The organism is Arthrobacter sp. 179, from assembly GCF_052379645.1.
Lineage (GTDB): Bacteria > Actinomycetota > Actinomycetes > Actinomycetales > Micrococcaceae > Arthrobacter_H.
In genome coordinates this window covers 96,151-113,446 of sequence record NZ_JBQSYU010000009.1, presented here as the reverse complement: position 1 = coordinate 113,446, position 17,296 = coordinate 96,151, and the positions used below count along the sequence as shown (strand labels likewise).

Here is a 17,296-nt window from a genome sequence, read left to right as displayed (position 1 = left end):
CAACGGTGGGCCGTCGGCGCGGGGAAAACACCGCGCCGCGCCCACTGAACCGAAGCCGAAGCGGCGGCCTACCCCACAGCCGACCCTCCATAACCCGAGGCACGCGTCGGCCCGGGGCGAGGAGCCGGACTCGTGCTAGCCGGCGATCGTGGTCAGCAGGAAAGCTGACGGCTCCGAAGCCAGGACGTTGTGGACGACGTCGGGGATCACATACAGCCCACCGTGGTTGATGATCTGCTCGCCCTCGGCCCAACGAACCGTGACCGTCCCCTGCAGGACCAGCAGGGTGGCCGATTCGGGCTTGCTGTGGTCAGCCATTTCGGAACCGGCATCCAGCGCCAGCAATGTCTGGCGTAGCTTCCCGTCTTTCAACACCGCCGTGGCGCTGCGACCATGCGGGGCGGTCTTTGCCTTCTCCAGGTGCAGCGCGACGAGTTCGTCGAGATCGGCCTTGCTCACATGCATGATTCCCACTTTCGTTGTTCCGGAGCCGGACCCGGCGGCATTGGTGCCTCCACCATGGTCCCCTACCTTCCATTGTCACCCCGCGTGACGGGGGGGCCACGTCAGTCGTGGCCGTTTTCCTCGAAACCGTAGAAGTGGCGTTCGAAGACGCTGCGGGCCCTGCGCGTGACCCGCCGGTAGTCGTTTTCCAGTTCCGAGGCATTCCCCGCGGGATAACCGCACCACCGAGCGACGGCTTCCATGTCCCGCCATGACCGGGGGAGGACATCCGAGGCACGACCGGTACAGGCCACCGAGGCCCCCCGAATCTGGGTGGCCAGCAACCACGCCCGATCCAGCAGTTCGACGTCGCCCGGGGGCAACAACTCCAGCTCGGCCAACGCGGCCAGTGCCTCACGGGTGGAGGTGGTCCGTAGTTCGGGATGATCCTTGGCATGTTCGAGCTGGAGGAGTTGAACGAGCCACTCGACGTCGCTCAGGCCGCCACGTCCCAACTTCACGTGTCGGGTCGAATCCGCGCCACGCGGCAGCCGTTCGGCTTCCACCCGGGCCTTGACCCTGCGAATCTCACGCACCTCGTCCGGGGTGGCGCCCCGGCCGTACCGGACGCCGTCGACCAGGGTCATGAATTCCGCGGCCAGGCTGTCGGAACCAGCCATCGGCCGGGCCCGCAGGAGCGCCTGACGCTCCCATACCAGGGCCCAGCGGTCGTAGTAGCCGCGGAAGGACTCCAGCGACCGGGCCAGTGGACCGTTCTTCCCCTCCGGGCGCAGACCCGCGTCGACCACCAGCTTGGGTTCGGCGAGCACCGCAGGTTTCAGCGGTTGGGTGAGCAGTTTTCCCACATGGGCGAAGACCCGCAGTGCCTGCTGCTGCGCCTCCTGCGGATCTGCCCCCTCCAACGGCCGGTGGACATAGATGACATCGGCGTCGGACCCGTAACCGATCTCCCGGCCGCCCTGACGGCCCATGGCCACCACCAGCAGGTCGGTCATCCGCCGGGTGGTCTCGAACTCATGGCTTTCGGCCACCCGCAAAGCGGCCAGGACCGCTGCCCGGTCCACATCGGACAGGGCCCAACCGATCTCGTCGATGCTCAGCAGGTTCGCCGAATCGGCCAAGGCGATCCGCAACAGCTCACGCCGACGGTTCAGACGCACCAGGCGCATGGCCGATTCCGGGTTGCCATGCCGTTTGAGCTTGGATTTGTTCTCCTGCCACAACTGGTCGAAGCTCAGTGGCCGCAATTCCCGGTCGTCCCCCAGCCAGGATGCCGATTCGGGGGACACCTCCAGCAGGTCGGTGATGAAACGCGAACCCGACAAGACATGGCAGAGCCGTTCGGCGGCCGCCTTCGAATCGCGCAGCATGCCCAGGTACCAGTGCGACTCCCCCAACGCCTCACTCAAGCGACGGAAGCCCAGCAGGCCCGCGTCGGGGTCCACCCCCTCGGCCAACCATTCGAGCAGGACCGGCAGCAGCTGGCGCTGCAAGGCGGCACGACGACGCACCCCGGTGGTGAGCGCCTCGATATGGCGCATGGCCCCCTTCGGGTCGAGATACCCCAATGCAGCCAACCGGGCCTGGGCGGCCGTGGGCGAAAGCCTGACCTCGTCGGTGGACAGGTTCGACGCCGAGGCCAACAGCGGCCGGTAGAAGATCGACTCGTGCAGACGCCGGACCGAGCGCTTCGTGTTCTGCCATTGGCGGGTCAGTTCGTCGGCGGGTTTGCGACCGCTGACCGCTTTCCCCCCGGAGGCCCGGAACAGGACACGCAGTGCCTCCTCCTTGACCGGCATGAGGTGGGTCCGACGCATGTTGACCAACTGGAGCCGGTGCTCCAGCACCCTCAGATAGCGGTAGGCCTGGTCGAAGTCGGCCGCATCGGCGCGCCCGATGTACCCGCCCACGCTCAAGGCGGTGATGGCCGACGTCGTATCCCTCACCCGGAGGGTCTCGTCGACCCGGCCGTGCACCAGTTGCAGGAGCTGGACGGTGAATTCGACATCGCGCAATCCCCCCGGGCCCAACTTGAGCTGACGGGAACGTTCATCGGGGGAGATGTTCTCCAACACGCGTTTGCGCATCCCCTGGACCGATTCCACGAATCCGTCGCGTTCCGAGCAGTTCCAGATCATCGGTGCGACGGCTTCCTCGTAGCGACGCCCCAGTTCGATGTCTCCGGCGATGCACCGCGCCTTCAACAGGGCCTGGAACTCCCAGCTCTTGGCCCACCGGTCGTAGTAGGCCACATGCGAGGACAACGTCCTGGACAGGGCACCGTCCTTGCCTTCGGGCCGTAGATTCGCATCGACCTCCCAGAGCGACGGCTCGGGGCCCGGGGAGTTGATGGCCCGGGAGATCCCGATGGCCAGGGTCGCGGCGATCTCGGCCGCACGGTCGTCGTCCAGGTCCTCCGCCTCGTGGACGTAGATGACGTCCACATCGGAAATGTAGTTCAGCTCCCAGGCCCCGCATTTGCCCATCCCGATGACGGCCAGATGCACGGCGGCCACCGCGTCGGCGGCGAACCGTTCGGCGGCTTCGAGCCGGGCGATGGCCAGGGCCCCGTCGACGGCGGCCCCTGCCAGGTCGGCGAGTTCGGCGGCCACGGCCGGCATGACGGCCGAAGGGTCTTCGGCCCCGACATCACGCAACGCCAGTTGGGCCAGTCCCGCCCGATAGGCCACGCGCAGGAGGGCATAGCCGTCCTTGCCCTCGTGGGTGGCCACCGGCAGCTCGTCGTCGGGATCGGCTCCCACCGCGCGCAGCATGCGCTGGCGCAACGTGCGGTACGGCACCTGACGCCACCCCTCGGGCGCCCCGGCAACGACGGCGGTATCGGAGTTCTCCGTGGGGGTGCCGGATTCCTCGTCCCCGTCGGAGACGTCCGGCCCGCTGGAGGGATCCAGCCCGGGGGCCTCCGGGCGGGTGTCATCGTCGGATGCCCCGGCGAAGGCCCCGGGGTCGGGGGCCTCGTCGCCGGGCCCCTCCTCTTGGGCGAAGATTCGGAGTTGTTCCGGATGCCTGACCAGGAAATCCCCGAGGGCCTCCGACGCCCCCAACAGGCGCAATACCGGGATCGCGGCGTCGACGTCGTGGAGCCGGTCCAGGATCCCCGGGGCCCGCTCGGCCAGACGCAGGACCAGCAACAGGGCCTGGTCCGGATCCGCGGCCGCCCGCAGACCGGCCAAGAGCGCGGCTTCATCGGCTCCCGCGAGGATCTCGTCCCCGAGGAACCGCTTGGCCCGCTCGACGTCTTCGAACCCGGCGGAAATCAGCTGTCGCGTCAGGCTCACGGAATCCGCCTAGAGGATGCCGAGGTAGCGGGAGGTCTCGAAGGGGCTGACGTATTGGCGGTACTCGTTCCATTCATCCTGCTTATTGCGCAGGAACGAGTCGAAGACCTGCTCACCCAGGATGCCCGCGACCAGTTCGGAGTCCTCCATGCTGCGGATGGCATCGTGCAACGATCCCGGCAGCGGGGCATGGCCCATCGCCCGGCGTTCGGCGGCGCTGAGGCCCCAGACGTCGTCGTCGGTCGCAGGAGCGAGTTCGTAGCCCTCTTCGATGCCCTTCAGCCCGGCGCCGAGGATGACGGCATAGGCCAGATACGGGTTGGCGGCGGAGTCGATGCCCCGGTATTCCACCCGCGCCGACTGGCCCTTATTCGGCTTGTACAACGGCACCCGGACCAGGGCCGAGCGGTTGTTATGGCCCCAGGACAGGTGGCTCGGTGCCTCTCCGCCGCCCCAGAGGCGCTTATAGGAGTTCACGAACTGGTTGGTGATGGCGGTGAACTCGGGGGCATGGTGAAGGATCCCGGCGATGAACTGCCGGGCCGTCTGCGAGAGCTGGTATTCCTGCCCTGCTTCGAAGAACGCGTTCGAATCACCTTCGAACAGCGAAAAGTGGGTGTGCATCCCGGAACCGGGGTGGCGGGAGAAGGGTTTGGGCATGAACGTCGCGTAGATCCCCTGCTGCAGCGCCACCTCCTTGATGACGGTCCGGAACGTCATGATGTTATCGGCGGTCTGCAACGCATCGGCATAGCGCAGATCGATCTCGTTCTGGCCGGGACCGGTCTCGTGGTGGCTGAACTCCACGGAGATGCCCACCGCCTCGAGCATGGTCACCGCACGACGACGGAAATCCTGCCCGACGCCACCGGTCACGTGATCGAAGTAGCCGCCGTAGTCCACGGGGATCGGTTCACCGTTGTCGCCCAGGTCATCGGACTTCAGCAGGTAGAACTCCACCTCGGGGTGGGTGTAGCAGGTGAACCCCTGGTCCGCCGCGGCCGCCAACTGGCGTTTGAGCACATGCCGGGGATCCGCCGGGGATGGTTCACCTTCCGGGGTCAGGATGTCGCAAAACATGCGTGAGGTCGGTTCGATCTCCCCGCGCCAGGGCAGGATCTGGAACGTCGAGGGATCCGGCTGGGCGAGCATGTCTGATTCGTAGATCCGCGACAGGCCCTCGATGGAAGAACCGTCGAACCCCAGTCCCTCCTCGAACGCGCCCTCCACCTCGGCCGGGGCCAACGCCACCGACTTCAGCGATCCGACCACGTCGGTGAACCACATGCGTACGAAGCGCACGTCGCGCTCCTCAATGGTCCTGAGCACCAATTCCTGCTGGCGGTCCATATGCGTCGCTCCTCGTCTGATCCGGCGAATGCTGCGGTGGTTCCGGGCCGTTCCACCGCGCTCAACACTACTCGGAATCCGTGTACGTCCCAGTGTCCCGGCCCACCGGTGACGTATCGTGATGGACATGTCGCACGAACAACCCTCCCCCTACGACTCCGGTCAGTCCACTACCCCGCCCCCGGCCGGCGGCAGGGTCCGCATCGGCCACCTGGCCCGCGCCAAGGCCGAAGGCCGCCGCTTCGCCATGCTGACCGCCTACGACCAGTACGCCGCATCGATCTTCGACGAGTCGGGCATCGAGGTGCTGCTCGTGGGTGACTCCGCGGCGAACAACGTCATGGGCTATTCGACCACCCTGCCCATCACCTTGGACGAGATGACCGTCTTCGCCCGCTCCGTGACCGCCGGGGCCCGGCGCAGCCTGGTCGTCTGCGATCTACCCTTCGGCAGCTTCGAGGCCTCCCCGCAGCTCGCCGTCGAATCGTCGGTCCGGCTGATGAAGGAAACGGGCATCCATGCAGTGAAGATGGAGGGCACCGCCCGCCGGGCCGAACACGTCCGTGCGGTGGTCGACGCCGGCATCCCGGTCATGGCCCATATCGGGTTCACCCCGCAGGCCGAACACGCCCTCGGCGGCTATAAGGTCCAGGGGCGCGGTGATGCCGCCCAGCAGCTCATCGACGATGCCACCGCACTCCAGGAAGCCGGGGCGTTCTGCGTCCTGATGGAGATGGTCCCCGCCGACGTCGCAGCGACCGTCGACGCGGCCGTGTCGGTGCCCACGATCGGCATCGGGGCCGGGGCCGGGACCACCGGCCAGGTCCTGGTCTGGCAGGACATGCTGGGCCTGAACCCGGGCAAGCTGCCGCGCTTCGTGAAGAAATATGCCGATCTGCGCCAGGTCATGGGCGATGCGGCCGCCGCCTACCACCGGGACGTCGTCGAGGGGACCTTCCCCGCCGAGGAACACGGCTTCTAGCTAGTCCTCGTCGTCGTCCCAGGCCTCGTTGTTCCGGGCCACCTGGGACAGCGCGCCCTGGGCCTCCTCGCGGGTGTCGTACGGGCCCAGGAGTTGCGACCAGTCCGACTGCGGGCCTGATTCGACCTGCTTGGTGTTGACGTTGAACCAGAAGTTGCCGCCCGGGGTTCCACTGCCATCGCTCATGCCGTACCTCTTTCTTTCGGTTCCCCGACGCAGGGTCGGGCTCAGCTGGGGAGCCCACCATACTCCGGGCGGCGAAGATGGCGATAGGATCAAGAACATGCCACGTACGTCCACAGCCCCCCTTGGAAACCTCGTCCCCGGAACCCCGACGCCGCAGCGTCATGTTCCGGCCTCGATCACCCGTCCCGAATATGTCGGCAAGCCGGCCCCGGCGAAATTCGAGGGTTCCGAGGTGAAGTCCCCCGAGACCGTTGAACGGATCCGCCACGCCTCGAAGATCGCGGCGGAGGCCCTGCAACTGGTCGGGCAGGCCGTCGTCCCCGGCGTCACCACCGACGAGCTGGACCGGGTCGGCCACGACTACCTGATCAGCCACGGGGCCTACCCCTCCACGTTGGGCTACCGCGGCTTCAGCAAGTCCCTGTGCTCCTCGATCAACGAAGTCATCTGCCACGGCATCCCCGACACCACCGTGGTGCAGGACGGGGACATCGTGAACATCGACATCACCGCCTACATCAACGGCGTCCATGGCGACACGAACGCCACCTTCCTGGCCGGGGACGTCGACGAGGATTCCCGTCTGCTGGTCGAACGGACCGAGGAGTCCCTGCGTCGGGCGATCAAGGCCGTCATGCCAGGACGCGAGATCAATGTCATCGGCCGGACGATTTCCGCCTACGCGAAGCGCTTCGGCTACGGCGTCGTCCGCGATTTCACCGGCCACGGCGTCGGCGAGGCCTTCCACACCGGTCTGATCATCCCGCACTACGACGCAGCGCCTGCCTACTCACGACTCATCGAATCCGGGATGGTCTTCACCATCGAACCGATGCTCACGCTCGGGAAGGTCGACTGGGACATGTGGGACGACGGCTGGACGGCCGTGACGCGCGACCGCAAACGCACCGCCCAGTTCGAGCACACCCTCCTGGTCACCGACCAGGGCGCCGAAATCCTGACCGTGGCCTGACCCGGCCCTCCCATCCCCCGCTGAGGAGCACCATGTCGAAGGACGAGAAAAGCAAGAAGAACACGGTTTCCACTGCCATCGGCGTGGATATCGGCGGCACAGGGATCAAAGGCGGCATCGTCGACCTGAAGAAGGGCAAGCTGCTCGGCTCGCGGTACCGCATCGATACCCCGACCCCCTCCACCCCGCAGGCCGTGGCCGAGGTCGTCCGGCAGATCCTCGAGGAACTCGGCACCCGGGACAAGGCCCCGGCCACAGACGCCCCGGTGGGCATCACCTTCCCGGCGATCATCCACGAAGGCGTGGCGCTCTCGGCAGCCAACGTCGACAAATCCTGGATCGACACGGATGTCGACACGCTCTTCACCGACGTGCTCCAACGCCCCGTCCAGGTCATGAACGACGCCGACGCCGCGGGACTGGCCGAAGCCAGGTACGGGGCCGGGGCCGGGGTCAAGGGCTCCGTCATGCTCATCACGCTCGGCACCGGCATCGGATCGGGGCTGGTCCACAACGGCGTCCTGGTCCCGAACCTGGAACTCGGGCACCTGGAAATCGACGGGTACGACGCCGAAACCCAGGCCTCCGCCTCGGCCCGCGAACGCGATGGCTTGTCCTGGGAGGACTACGCGGTGCGGCTTCAGCGCTACTTCTCCCACGTGGAGTTCCTCTTTTCCCCGCGGCTCTTCGTGGTGGGCGGCGGGATCTCCAAGCGTTCGGAGGACTTCCTGCCCCAGCTCAAGCTCCGCACCCCGATCGAACCGGCACATCTGAAGAACAATGCCGGCATTGTCGGTGGTGCACTGCAGTCGGCCATCCACCACGGCCTCCACGACTAGCCTGCCGGCCGGCAGGGCCGGATGCGGCGGCGGGAAGCCGTCGGGTCCGGGACCCTGCGGTTCCTTATTCGGCGGTCAGGGGACGCTGATGGGCGGCGTCGGGGCGCGGCTGGCCTTCACTGCGCAGCTTGGCGATCGCGCTTTCGAAATCCTCGAGCGACTCGAAGCCCTGGTAGACGCTGGCGAACCGCAGGTAGGCGACCTGGTCCAGCTTCTGTAGCGGGCCCAGGATCGCCAATCCGACCTCGTTGGCGTTGATCTCCGCGGCGCCCGAGGCCCTGACGCTTTCTTCGACTTCCTGGGCAAGCAGCGCCAGGTCGTCATCGGTGACCGGCCGGCCCTGGCACGCCTTGCCCACCCCGGAGATGACTTTGGCGCGATCGAAGGGTTCGGCGACGCCGGATCGCTTGACGACATTCAGGCTCGTCGTTTCCAAGGTCGTGAACCGTCGTTCGCAAGAGCTGCAGAGACGACGCCGGCGGATGGACGAACCGTCTTCGGTCAGCCGGCTGTCAACGACCCGGGAGTCGGAGTTCCTGCAAAATGGGCAACGCATCCACTCCACCTTTCCTGGGGTCATGGGCCGGACTTCGGACCCGGCTACGTGATCAAGGACATGGTCACGGCAGCACCATCATGTCATGTTCGGAGCCCCTCGACGTGTCGAAGGCCACCAGGACGCCCTGTGTAGGCCCCGCCCCGGGACCCGGGGCCGGTGCTGCCGTCGTCCCTAGTCACCCCCGATGCGCTGGCTGACCGCGTCGCCGTGCGCCGGGAGGTCCTCGGCCCGGGCCAACGCCACGACATGATTACCGACCTCACGCAGCGCCGCAGAGGGGTAGTCGATGACCTGGATGGCCTTCAGGAACGTCAGCACGTTCAGCCCCGAGGCAAAGGCAGCGGTTCCGCTGGTGGGCAGGACATGGTTGGAGCCGGCGCTGTAGTCCCCCAGGCTCACCGGGCTGTGTTCCCCGACGAAGACGGCTCCGGCCGCTGTCACCCGTGCGGCCACCGCGGCGGCATCGGCGGTGAGGATCTCCAGGTGTTCGGCGGCATAGGTGTTGCAGACGCGCAGCCCCGCGGCGAGGTCGTCGACCAGGATGACGGCCGATTGGCGACCCGCCAGTGCGGTCCGCACCCGTTCGACGTGCTTCGTTGCGGCGATCTGCCCGTCCAGCTCCTGCCGGACGGCCACGACGAGCTCGGTGGAATCGGTGACCAGCACCGCCGCCGCGTTGGGATCATGTTCGGCCTGGCTGATCAGGTCGGCGGCCACGTACCGGGCGGTGGCGCCGGCGTCGGCCAGGATCGCGATTTCGGTGGGACCGGCCTCCGCGTCGATTCCCACGACCCCCTTGACCAGACGTTTTGCGGTGGCCACGAAGACGTTTCCCGGCCCGGTGATGACATCGACGGGCTCGATGCCCTCCGTCGGCGTGGACGCGGTATCGGCGTCGACCCCGTAGGCGAAGGCGGCAATGGCCTGCGCGCCTCCGATGGCATGGATCTCGGTGATGCCCAGCAGTTCCGCGGCCGCGAGGATCGTGGGGTGGGGCAGCCCGCCGAATTCCTGTTGCGGAGGCGAGGCCAGGGCGATGGACCCCACCCCGGCGGCCTGTGCCGGGACGACATTCATGACCACCGAACTCGGGTAGACGGCCAGCCCGCCGGGGACGTACAGCCCCACCCGGCGTACCGGTTCCCAGCGCTGGGTCACGGTGGCTCCCTGGCCGAAGTCCACCGTGGCGGGGGCCGGGCGCTGGGCGGCGGCAAACAGGCGGGCCCGGCGGATGGACTCCTCCAGCGCGTCCCTGACGGCAGGATCGAGTTCGTCCAAGGCACGGCGACGGGCCTCGGCGGGGACCACGGTGCTGCTTTGCTCCACGTGGTCGAAGCGTCGGGCCAGTTCCGCCAACGTCGCGTAGCCTCCGGTCCGGACCTCGGCGATGATCTGCGCGACGGCGTCGGAGGCCGAGTCGAAGTCGTTCTCCGGCCGGGGCAGGGCGGCCTTCAGGCCCGCATGGTCCAGCGCGGTCCCCCGCAGGTCGATGGTCCGCAGGACGGGGAGGGATCCGGGGGTCTGGGTTGAATTCGTCACCGCACCAGTTTACGGCCTCGGGCCCCGGCCCGCCGAGTGCTACGGCGGACCGGCGACGCTAGATGTCCAGGCAGGTGGGGCCCAACAACACCTTGAGGTCCCCGAACAGTGCGGGGTTGGGGTTGACCCGGAAGTCGATGCCCAGGCGCATCAGTTCCACGCTGCGGGTGCCGGCTAGCTTCACCCGCACCTCGGTGTTGCCCTGGTGGGTGCGCAGGACCTCACCGAGCTGTGTGACCACCGCCTCGTTGGCCTTGTGGCTGGGCATCGAAATGACCACCGGCCCGGCCAGCCCGTCCTCGCTGATCTCGGGGATGGTCAGTTCTTGGGCGTTCAAGGACACCGCCCCGTCGTCGCGCCGTTGCAGTCGACCGCGGACCACGACGATCAGGTCCTCGGCCAGCACGCTGGCGATCGGCCCGTAGGCCTGACCGAAGAACATGACCTCCATGGAGCCGCCGAGGTCCTCGATTTCCGACCGGGCGTACGGGTTCCCGCTGTTCTTGGCAATGCGCCGTTGCAGCGAGGTGATCATCCCGGAAATCGTGACGATCTGCCCGTCGCGCGGCCCGTCCTCGGAGAGCACCTGGGTGATGGAGAGGTCGGCATGCTGTTCCAACAGGTTGCCCAGGCCCTGCAGGGGGTGGTCCGACACGTAGAGCCCGAGCATGTCGCGTTCGAAGGAAAGCTTGTCCTTCTTCTCCCATTCGGGCAGATCCGGGACGTCGATGGCCAGCCCGGAGCCGGCGGACGGATCGTCCAGGGCGCTGAAGAGGTCGAACTGGTTGGCGGCCTCGTTGCGTTTGAGCACGATGACCGAGTCGACGGCCTCCTCATGGATCATGGCCAGGGCCCGCCGTGGGTGGCCCATCGAATCATAGGCGCCCGCCTTCACCAGCGATTCGATGGTGCGCTTATTGCACACCACCGCGGGAACCTTCTGCAGGAAGTCGGTGAACGTCTCGAAGGCGCCCTTCTCCTGGCGTGCCTCCACCAGCGCGTTGACCACGTTGGAGCCGACGTTGCGGATGGCTCCCATGCCGAAACGGATGTCGGTATCCACCGGGGTGAAGTTCAGCTGTGATTCATTCACGTCGGGGGGCAACACGGTGATGCCCATATGGCGGCATTCGTTGAGGTAGAGCGCCGATTTGTCCTTGTCGTCGCCGACGCTGGTCAACAGGGCCGCCATGTATTCGGCCGGATAATGGGCCTTGAGGTAGGCGGTCCAGTAGGAGACCAGGCCGTAGGCCGCCGAATGGGCCTTGTTGAACGCGTAGTCGGAGAAGGGCAGCAGGATCTCCCACAGGGCCTTGATGGCGGCCTCGGAGAACCCGCTGTCCAGCATGCCCTGGTGGAAGCCGGCGTACTGCTTATCCAGTTCGGCCTTCTTCTTCTTGCCCATGGCCCGGCGCAGGATGTCCGCCTGGCCCAGCGAGAACCCGGCGACCTTCTGCGCGATGGCCATGACCTGCTCCTGGTACACGATCAGGCCGTAGGTCTTGTCGAGGATCTCCTGCAACGGTTCCTCGAGTTCGGGGTGGATCGGGGTGATCTCCTGCAGGCCGTTCTTGCGCAGCGCATAGTTGTTGTGCGAGTTCGCGCCCATCGGGCCCGGACGATAGAGCGCGATGACGGCGGAAATGTCTTCGAAGTTGTCGGGGCGCATCAGACGCAGCAGCGACCTCATGGGTCCGCCGTCGAGCTGGAAGACCCCCAGGGTGTCCCCGCGGGCCAGCAGTTCGTAGGCGGCCCGGTCGTCCACCTCGAGTTGTTCGAGGTCCAGGTCAATCCCGCGGTTGATCTTGATGTTCTCGATCGCGTCGGAAATGATCGTCAGGTTCCGCAACCCCAAAAAGTCCATCTTGATCAGCCCGAGAGTTTCACAGGTGGGGTAGTCGAACTGCGTGATGACCTGCCCGTCCTGGAAACGGCGCATGATCGGCACGACGTCGATGATCGGGTCCGAGGACATGATCACCCCCGCCGCGTGGACGCCCCACTGGCGCTTCAGCCCTTCGATGCCCTTCGCCGTTTCGAAGACCTTGGCGGCCTCCGGATCGGCGGCCAGCATCTGGCGGAAATCCGCTGCTTCGGAGTAGCGCTGGGCGGATTTGTCCTCGATGTCGGCCAGCGGGATGTCCTTGGCCATGACGGCCGGCGGCAGGGCCTTGGTCAGCGTCTCGCCCATGCTGAAGGGGTGGCCCATGACCCGGGCCGAGTCCTTCAGGGCCTGCTTGGTCTTGATCGAGCCGTAGGTCACGATCATCGACACGCGCTCGTCGCCGTACTTCTCGGTCACGTAGTTGATGACCTCGCCGCGGCGACGATCATCGAAGTCGACGTCGAAGTCGGGCATGGACACACGCTCCGGGTTGAGGAAGCGTTCGAAGATCAACCCGTGCTGCAGCGGGTCCAGGTCGGTGATGCGCATGGCGTACGCCACCATGGAGCCGGCGCCGGAACCACGTCCGGGGCCGACCCGGATGCCGTTGTCCTTGGACCAGTTGATGAAATCCGCCACGACGAGGAAGTAGCCGGGGAAGCCCATCTTGGTGATGATGTCCAGCTCGTAGTCGGCCTGCCGGCGCGAGGCCTCGGGGACGCCTTGGGGGTAGCGGTACCGCATGCCGGATTCGACTTCCTTGACCAGCCAGCTGGTTTCGTCCTCCCCCGGCGGGCAGGGGAACTTGGGCATGTAGTTCGCGTCGGTGTTGAAGGAGACCTCACACCGTTCGGCGATCTCCAGGGTGTTGTCGCAGGCCTCGGGGAACTCGGCGAAGAGCGCGCGCATCTCCTGCGGCGACTTCAGGTAGAAACTGGTTCCCGAGAACGCGAAGCGTGATCCCCCCTGGTCATAGGTCGGTTCCAGCAGCGTGGAGCCCGACTGCAGGGCCAACAGGGCCTCATGGGCCTTGGCATCGCGTTCGTGCGTGTAATGCAGGTCGTTGGTCGCCACCAGCGGCAGCTTCAGTTCCTTGGCCAGCCGCAGCAGATCCTTGGTGACCCGGCGCTCGATGTCCAGCCCGTGGTCCATCAGCTCGCAGTAGTAGTTCTCCTTGCCGAAGAGGTCCTGGTATTCACCGGCGGCCTGCTTGGCCTCCTCGTACTGGCCCAACCGCAGGCGGGTCTGGATCTCGCTCGAGGGGCAGCCGGTGGTGGCGATGAGCCCTGAGCTGTACTGCTCGAGCAGTTCGCGGTCCAGCCGCGGCCACTTGCCGAACACCGAGTCCAACGATCCGATCGACGAGGCCCTGAAGAGGTTGCGCATGCCTTCGTTGTTGCGGCTGAGCAACGTCATATGGGTGTAGGCGCCACCGCCGGAGACGTCGTCCCGCTTCTGATGGGCCTCGCCCCAGCGCACCCGGGTCTTGTCCTTGCGGGAGGTTCCGGGGGTGACGTAGGCCTCGACCCCGATGATGGGTTTGACCCCCGCACTGGTCGCCTTGTTCCAGAAGTCGAAGGCCCCGAACAGATAGCCGTGGTCGGTCGTGGCCAGGGCCGGCATGCCCAGGCGCTTGGTCTCCTCGAAGAGGTCGGTCAGGCGCGCGGCGCCGTCGAGCATCGAGTATTCGGTATGCGTATGAAGGTGGACGAATCCGTCCCGGTTTGAGCTGGCCACCGATCCATTCTAGGCCCGGAGGCGACCCTTCCGAACTTCCCCGCGCGGCGGCAGGCGTGTCCCGGTCGGGGGCCGGGCGGCCCCGGGTCCGTGGAGGTCGACGCGGCGGGGGCTCAGTAGCCCAGGTCCCCGTCGCGGAGGATCTCCAGGGCGTGGGAGAGGTCCTGCGGGTAGCTGCTCTCGACCTCGACCCACTCCCCCGTGACCGGATGCGGGAACCCCAGCTGGTAGGCGTGCAGCCACTGCCGGGTCAGTCCGAGGTCGGCCGCCAACCGCGGGTCGGCCCCGTAGGTCTGGTCTCCCGCGCAGGGATGGCGCAGGGCCGAGAAGTGCACCCGGATCTGGTGCGTGCGTCCGGTCTCCAGCTGCACCTTCACCAGGCTGGCCCGACCGAAGGCCTCCAGGACCTCGTAGTGGGTGACCGAATCGCGTCCGCCTTCGAGGACCGCGAACCTCCAGTCATGTCCCGGATGCCGGCCGATGGGTGCATCGATGGTCCCGGACAACGGGTCGGGCAGCCCCTGGACGAGGGCGTGGTACGTCTTGGAGGGGGTGCGTTCCTTGAAGGCACGTTTGAGTGCCGTGTAGGCCCGCTCGGTCTTGGCCACGACCATCGCCCCGGAAGTCCCCACGTCCAGCCGGTGCACGATGCCCTGGCGTTCGGGGGCCCCGGAGGTGGAGATGCGGTAGCCGGCGGCGAGTAACGCGCCGACGACCGTGGGCCCCACCCACCCGGGGGAAGGATGGGCGGCCACCCCGACGGGTTTGTCGATGACCACGTAGTCGTCGTCCTCGGCCAGGATCTTCATGGCTTCCACGTATTCGGCCCTCACTTCCAACGGGTCTGTTTCCGGGGGCGGATCGACGCTGACGACGTCGCCGTCGGCCACCTTGCGGGATTTGGCGACCTGGCTGCCGTTGAGCAGCACATGGCCCCCGGCGCACCAGCGCGCAGCCACGCTGCGGGTGGTCTCCAGTCGGGCGGCCAGCAGGGCGTCGACGCGCTGGCCTGCTTCCTCGGGCCCGACGGCGAAGATGGTCGGGCTCACGATTCGTCGGCTTTCCCGCTCTTCCGGGTGGTCTTCTCGGGCACCGGCAGGCCGTCCAGTCCGATGCCCCGGAAGAGCAGCAGGCAGATGCCGATCATGGAACACACCACGAAGGAGTCGGCCACGTTGAAGATCGCAAAGTGCGGGACGGCGATGAAGTCCACGACGTGGCCCATGCCGAACGAGGGCTCACGGAACAGCCGGTCGATGAGGTTGCCGCTGGCACCGGCCAGCAAGCCTCCCAGGGCCACGGCCCACCATCCCGAGCTCACCTTGCGCAGCAGCGTCAGGACGTAGACCACGACGACGGCCATGATGATGGTGAAGATCCAGGTCACCGAGGTACCGATGGAGAAGGCGGCCCCGGAGTTCAGGATGTAATGCCATTGCAGGGCCGATCCGATCACGTCGATCGTTTCGCCCAGTTCCATCCTGGCCTGCACCAGGGCCTTCGTCAGCTGGTCCAGGCCGGCCCCGAGGACGGCGATGCCCAGCGAGAGCGCGATCAACCGGCCGCTGGCACCCTTCGGCGGGGGCGCCGGGGCCTCATGCTCGGTGCGTGCTGCGGGGTCCTGATCCATCGGGGTCCTTAACGTGATGTCGGCGGCCGGGTGATCCGGCCGCCGACAGACATGGTCGTGGGTGGGACGCCGAAGCGTCCTCCCCGCAACGATTGGCTAGGCGTTGTCCTGGGAATCCGGGGTCGCGATGGGGCCCTGCGACTCGAGATCCTGCAGCTGACCTTCGATGTAGGACTTCAGGCGGGCCCGGTAGTCGCGCTCGAAGCCACGCAGCTGGTCGAGCTTGCGCTCCAGCACGGATTTCTGGTCCTCCAGCGAGTTGAGCGTCTTGGTGCTCTTGTCCTCGGCGTCGGATACCAGTTTCGTGGCCTGCAGCTGGGCTTCGGCGATGATCTTATCGCGCTGCTCGACCCCGGCGCCGACGTATTCGTCGTGCAGGCGCTGGGCCATGGCCAGCACACCGGCGGCGGACTCGGCGGAACCGGATCCTGCGGCAGCGGTATCGGCGGTGGGGGCCGCGGCGGCAGCAGGAGCTTCCGGCGTGGTCGGCGTCTGCTCGGTGGCAGGGGCGTCCTCGACCTCGGGGGAGGCTTCTTCGGCTGCTTCGTCGACGTTGCCGGTCACCGGAGCGGATTCCGCGGCCGGAGCGGCGGCGGTCTCGCTGGCGGGGGCCGCGGCGACGGGGGCCGGAACGCTGCCGGTTTCGACGTCCGTGGAGCCACCGAGCTCGCTGACGCGCTGGCGCAGCTGCTCGTTCTCCTGGGTCAGTCGACGCAGTTCCACGACGATCTCGTCCAGGAAGTCGTCAACTTCGTCCTGATCGTAGCCCTCCCGGAACTTCGTTGGCTGGAAACGCTTGTTGACTACATCTTCTGGCGTGAGCGCCATCTGGTCACCTCGATACTTAGTTCTCTCCCCGGCCGCCTGATTGCGGCCCGAGGGCGATTACACCGGTTATGTAAGCAAGCTGCAGCGGCTGCCGCGGCATACTTCCTGTTTCAAGACTATAACGTTTCCCGCACCGAAGACTAACCTTTGACCTCGGTCGGGAGACAAGAGCCTATCGCCCGATCTGCAGAACGACGACCTTGGCAATGATGATGGCGAAATAAAGGATCAGGAAAGCCAGATCCAGGCGCATCCCGCCCACATCCAAGGGCTTGATCTTGGACCGGAGCCACCGCATGGGCGGATCGGTGATGCGGTAGACGAAACTGGCCAGGATCAGCGCCATGCCGCGGGGACGCCAGCCCCGGGCGAACATCTGGACGATGTCGTAGACGATCCTCAGCATGAGCATGACCTGGACGACCGTCAAGGCGGCATAGACCAGTCCGAAAAGAATTCCCACGGTACGAAGCGGCCGCTAGCTCTGGTTGAAGAAGGTTGCCGTGTCCTCGGAGGATTTCTTGTCCTCACCCAGGATCTCGACGCTGGCCGGTGAGAGAAGAAACACCTTGTTGGTGACGCGTTCGATGCTGCCATGCAGCCCGAAGACCAGGCCGGCGGAGAAGTCGACCAGACGCTTGGCGTCGCCTTCACCCATGTCCGTGACGTTCATGATGACCGGGATGCCGTCCCGGAAGCTCTCGCCGATGACCTTGGCGTCGTTATATGAACGGGGGTGAACCGTCGTGATTTGCCGCAATGAAGAATCCTCGTCCCTGGATGAAGGCGCGCGCTTGATGGGGGTGACCGGAGCCCGGTATTCCGTTTCCGGTTCAGCGGCGACTGCCATGGGGGCCCGCTCGGGCTCGACACGGGACGGTTCCGGACGCTGCTGCAGCTGCTGCTGTTCGGGCATCTCGGACTGCTCGTCCTCGTAGTGCTCGTCACCGTCGGCGAGTCCCAGGTAGATCATCGTCTTGCGCAAGGCGCCAGCCATGGTCTTCTCCTTATGATCGTACGCGGC

General features: G+C 66.5%; 15 protein-coding genes. 3 read left to right on the top strand and 12 right to left on the bottom strand.

Translation table 11 applies throughout. From position 1 onward, the window contains the following. Nucleotides 1–135: 135 nt before the first annotated feature. From ACT3UE_RS07915 to glnA, 3 genes are all read right to left on the bottom strand, one after another. On the bottom strand, nucleotides 136–465 hold the full coding sequence (locus ACT3UE_RS07915; protein ID WP_444554425.1) for a cupin: 330 nt from the start codon (nucleotides 463–465) through the stop codon (nucleotides 136–138). Between the two features lie 101 nt (nucleotides 466–566). Next, entirely contained in the window at nucleotides 567–3,764 is a 3,198-nt protein-coding gene (locus ACT3UE_RS07910; protein ID WP_444554424.1) for a bifunctional [glutamine synthetase] adenylyltransferase/[glutamine synthetase]-adenylyl-L-tyrosine phosphorylase, read from the bottom strand. Between the two features lie 9 nt (nucleotides 3,765–3,773). Next, a complete protein-coding gene (gene glnA / locus ACT3UE_RS07905; protein WP_444554423.1) occupies nucleotides 3,774–5,114 on the bottom strand; it encodes a type I glutamate--ammonia ligase in 1,341 nt (446 codons plus the stop codon). Between the two features lie 127 nt (nucleotides 5,115–5,241). On the opposite strand from glnA, the gene panB reads away from it, so the two are divergent. Then, complete coding sequence (gene panB, locus ACT3UE_RS07900) at nucleotides 5,242–6,096, top strand: 3-methyl-2-oxobutanoate hydroxymethyltransferase (protein ID WP_444554422.1); 855 nt, start codon at nucleotides 5,242–5,244, stop codon at nucleotides 6,094–6,096. Here panB and ACT3UE_RS07895 read toward each other — a convergent pair whose 3' ends face one another. Then, nucleotides 6,097–6,282 (bottom strand): SPOR domain-containing protein, encoded by a 186-nt coding sequence (locus tag ACT3UE_RS07895; RefSeq protein ID WP_444554421.1) that lies wholly within the window; start codon nucleotides 6,280–6,282, stop codon nucleotides 6,097–6,099. A 97-nt stretch (nucleotides 6,283–6,379) separates the two neighbouring features. Here ACT3UE_RS07895 and map point away from each other — a divergent pair, with 97 nt between their 5' ends. Both map and ppgK read left to right on the top strand, forming a co-directional pair. Continuing rightward, a complete protein-coding gene (map, locus tag ACT3UE_RS07890) occupies nucleotides 6,380–7,255 on the top strand; it encodes a type I methionyl aminopeptidase (RefSeq protein ID WP_444554420.1) in 876 nt (291 codons plus the stop codon). A gap of 32 nt (nucleotides 7,256–7,287) precedes the next feature. Beyond that, on the top strand, nucleotides 7,288–8,094 hold the full coding sequence (gene ppgK / locus ACT3UE_RS07885; RefSeq protein WP_444554419.1) for a polyphosphate--glucose phosphotransferase: 807 nt from the start codon (nucleotides 7,288–7,290) through the stop codon (nucleotides 8,092–8,094). Nucleotides 8,095–8,158: 64 nt separating this feature from the next. On the opposite strand, the gene nrdR is transcribed toward ppgK, so the two are convergent. From nrdR to ACT3UE_RS07845, 8 genes are all read right to left on the bottom strand, one after another. Continuing rightward, the gene (gene nrdR, locus ACT3UE_RS07880; protein ID WP_444554418.1) at nucleotides 8,159–8,650 is read right to left on the bottom strand and encodes a transcriptional regulator NrdR; all 492 of its coding nucleotides are present in this window, start codon (nucleotides 8,648–8,650) and stop codon (nucleotides 8,159–8,161) included. 174 nt (nucleotides 8,651–8,824) lie between these two features. Further along, nucleotides 8,825–10,192 (bottom strand): histidinol dehydrogenase, encoded by a 1,368-nt coding sequence (gene hisD / locus ACT3UE_RS07875; protein WP_444554417.1) that lies wholly within the window; start codon nucleotides 10,190–10,192, stop codon nucleotides 8,825–8,827. Between the two features lie 58 nt (nucleotides 10,193–10,250). Further along, nucleotides 10,251–13,814 (bottom strand): DNA polymerase III subunit alpha, encoded by a 3,564-nt coding sequence (dnaE, locus tag ACT3UE_RS07870; protein ID WP_444554416.1) that lies wholly within the window; start codon nucleotides 13,812–13,814, stop codon nucleotides 10,251–10,253. Nucleotides 13,815–13,927: 113 nt separating this feature from the next. Next, nucleotides 13,928–14,863, bottom strand: coding sequence for an RluA family pseudouridine synthase (locus tag ACT3UE_RS07865; RefSeq protein ID WP_444554415.1), 936 nt, complete (start codon nucleotides 14,861–14,863; stop codon nucleotides 13,928–13,930). Beyond that, on the bottom strand, nucleotides 14,860–15,444 hold the full coding sequence (gene lspA, locus ACT3UE_RS07860; protein ID WP_444554414.1) for a signal peptidase II: 585 nt from the start codon (nucleotides 15,442–15,444) through the stop codon (nucleotides 14,860–14,862). Before lspA ends, ACT3UE_RS07865 begins: the two co-directional genes overlap by 4 nt. Nucleotides 15,445–15,540: 96 nt before the next feature. Then, a complete protein-coding gene (locus tag ACT3UE_RS07855; protein ID WP_444554413.1) occupies nucleotides 15,541–16,272 on the bottom strand; it encodes a DivIVA domain-containing protein in 732 nt (243 codons plus the stop codon). A 172-nt stretch (nucleotides 16,273–16,444) separates the two neighbouring features. Beyond that, entirely contained in the window at nucleotides 16,445–16,735 is a 291-nt protein-coding gene (locus ACT3UE_RS07850) for a YggT family protein (protein WP_444554412.1), read from the bottom strand. Between the two features lie 15 nt (nucleotides 16,736–16,750). Further along, complete coding sequence (locus tag ACT3UE_RS07845; RefSeq protein ID WP_444554411.1) at nucleotides 16,751–17,269, bottom strand: cell division protein SepF; 519 nt, start codon at nucleotides 17,267–17,269, stop codon at nucleotides 16,751–16,753. Nucleotides 17,270–17,296 lie beyond the last annotated feature (27 nt).

Coding starts and splice junctions, on each gene's coding strand:
- ACT3UE_RS07915 (WP_444554425.1), bottom strand. CDS start 465: ATGCATGTGAGCAAGGCCGATCTCGACGAACTCGTCGCGCTGCACCTG.
- glnA (WP_444554423.1), bottom strand. CDS start 5,114: ATGGACCGCCAGCAGGAATTGGTGCTCAGGACCATTGAGGAGCGCGAC.
- panB (WP_444554422.1), top strand. CDS start 5,242: ATGTCGCACGAACAACCCTCCCCCTACGACTCCGGTCAGTCCACTACC.
- ACT3UE_RS07895 (WP_444554421.1), bottom strand. CDS start 6,282: ATGAGCGATGGCAGTGGAACCCCGGGCGGCAACTTCTGGTTCAACGTC.
- map (WP_444554420.1), top strand. CDS start 6,380: ATGCCACGTACGTCCACAGCCCCCCTTGGAAACCTCGTCCCCGGAACC.
- ppgK (WP_444554419.1), top strand. CDS start 7,288: ATGTCGAAGGACGAGAAAAGCAAGAAGAACACGGTTTCCACTGCCATC.
- nrdR (WP_444554418.1), bottom strand. CDS start 8,650: ATGCGTTGCCCATTTTGCAGGAACTCCGACTCCCGGGTCGTTGACAGC.
- lspA (WP_444554414.1), bottom strand. CDS start 15,444: ATGGATCAGGACCCCGCAGCACGCACCGAGCATGAGGCCCCGGCGCCC.
- ACT3UE_RS07855 (WP_444554413.1), bottom strand. CDS start 16,272: ATGGCGCTCACGCCAGAAGATGTAGTCAACAAGCGTTTCCAGCCAACG.
- ACT3UE_RS07845 (WP_444554411.1), bottom strand. CDS start 17,269: ATGGCTGGCGCCTTGCGCAAGACGATGATCTACCTGGGACTCGCCGAC.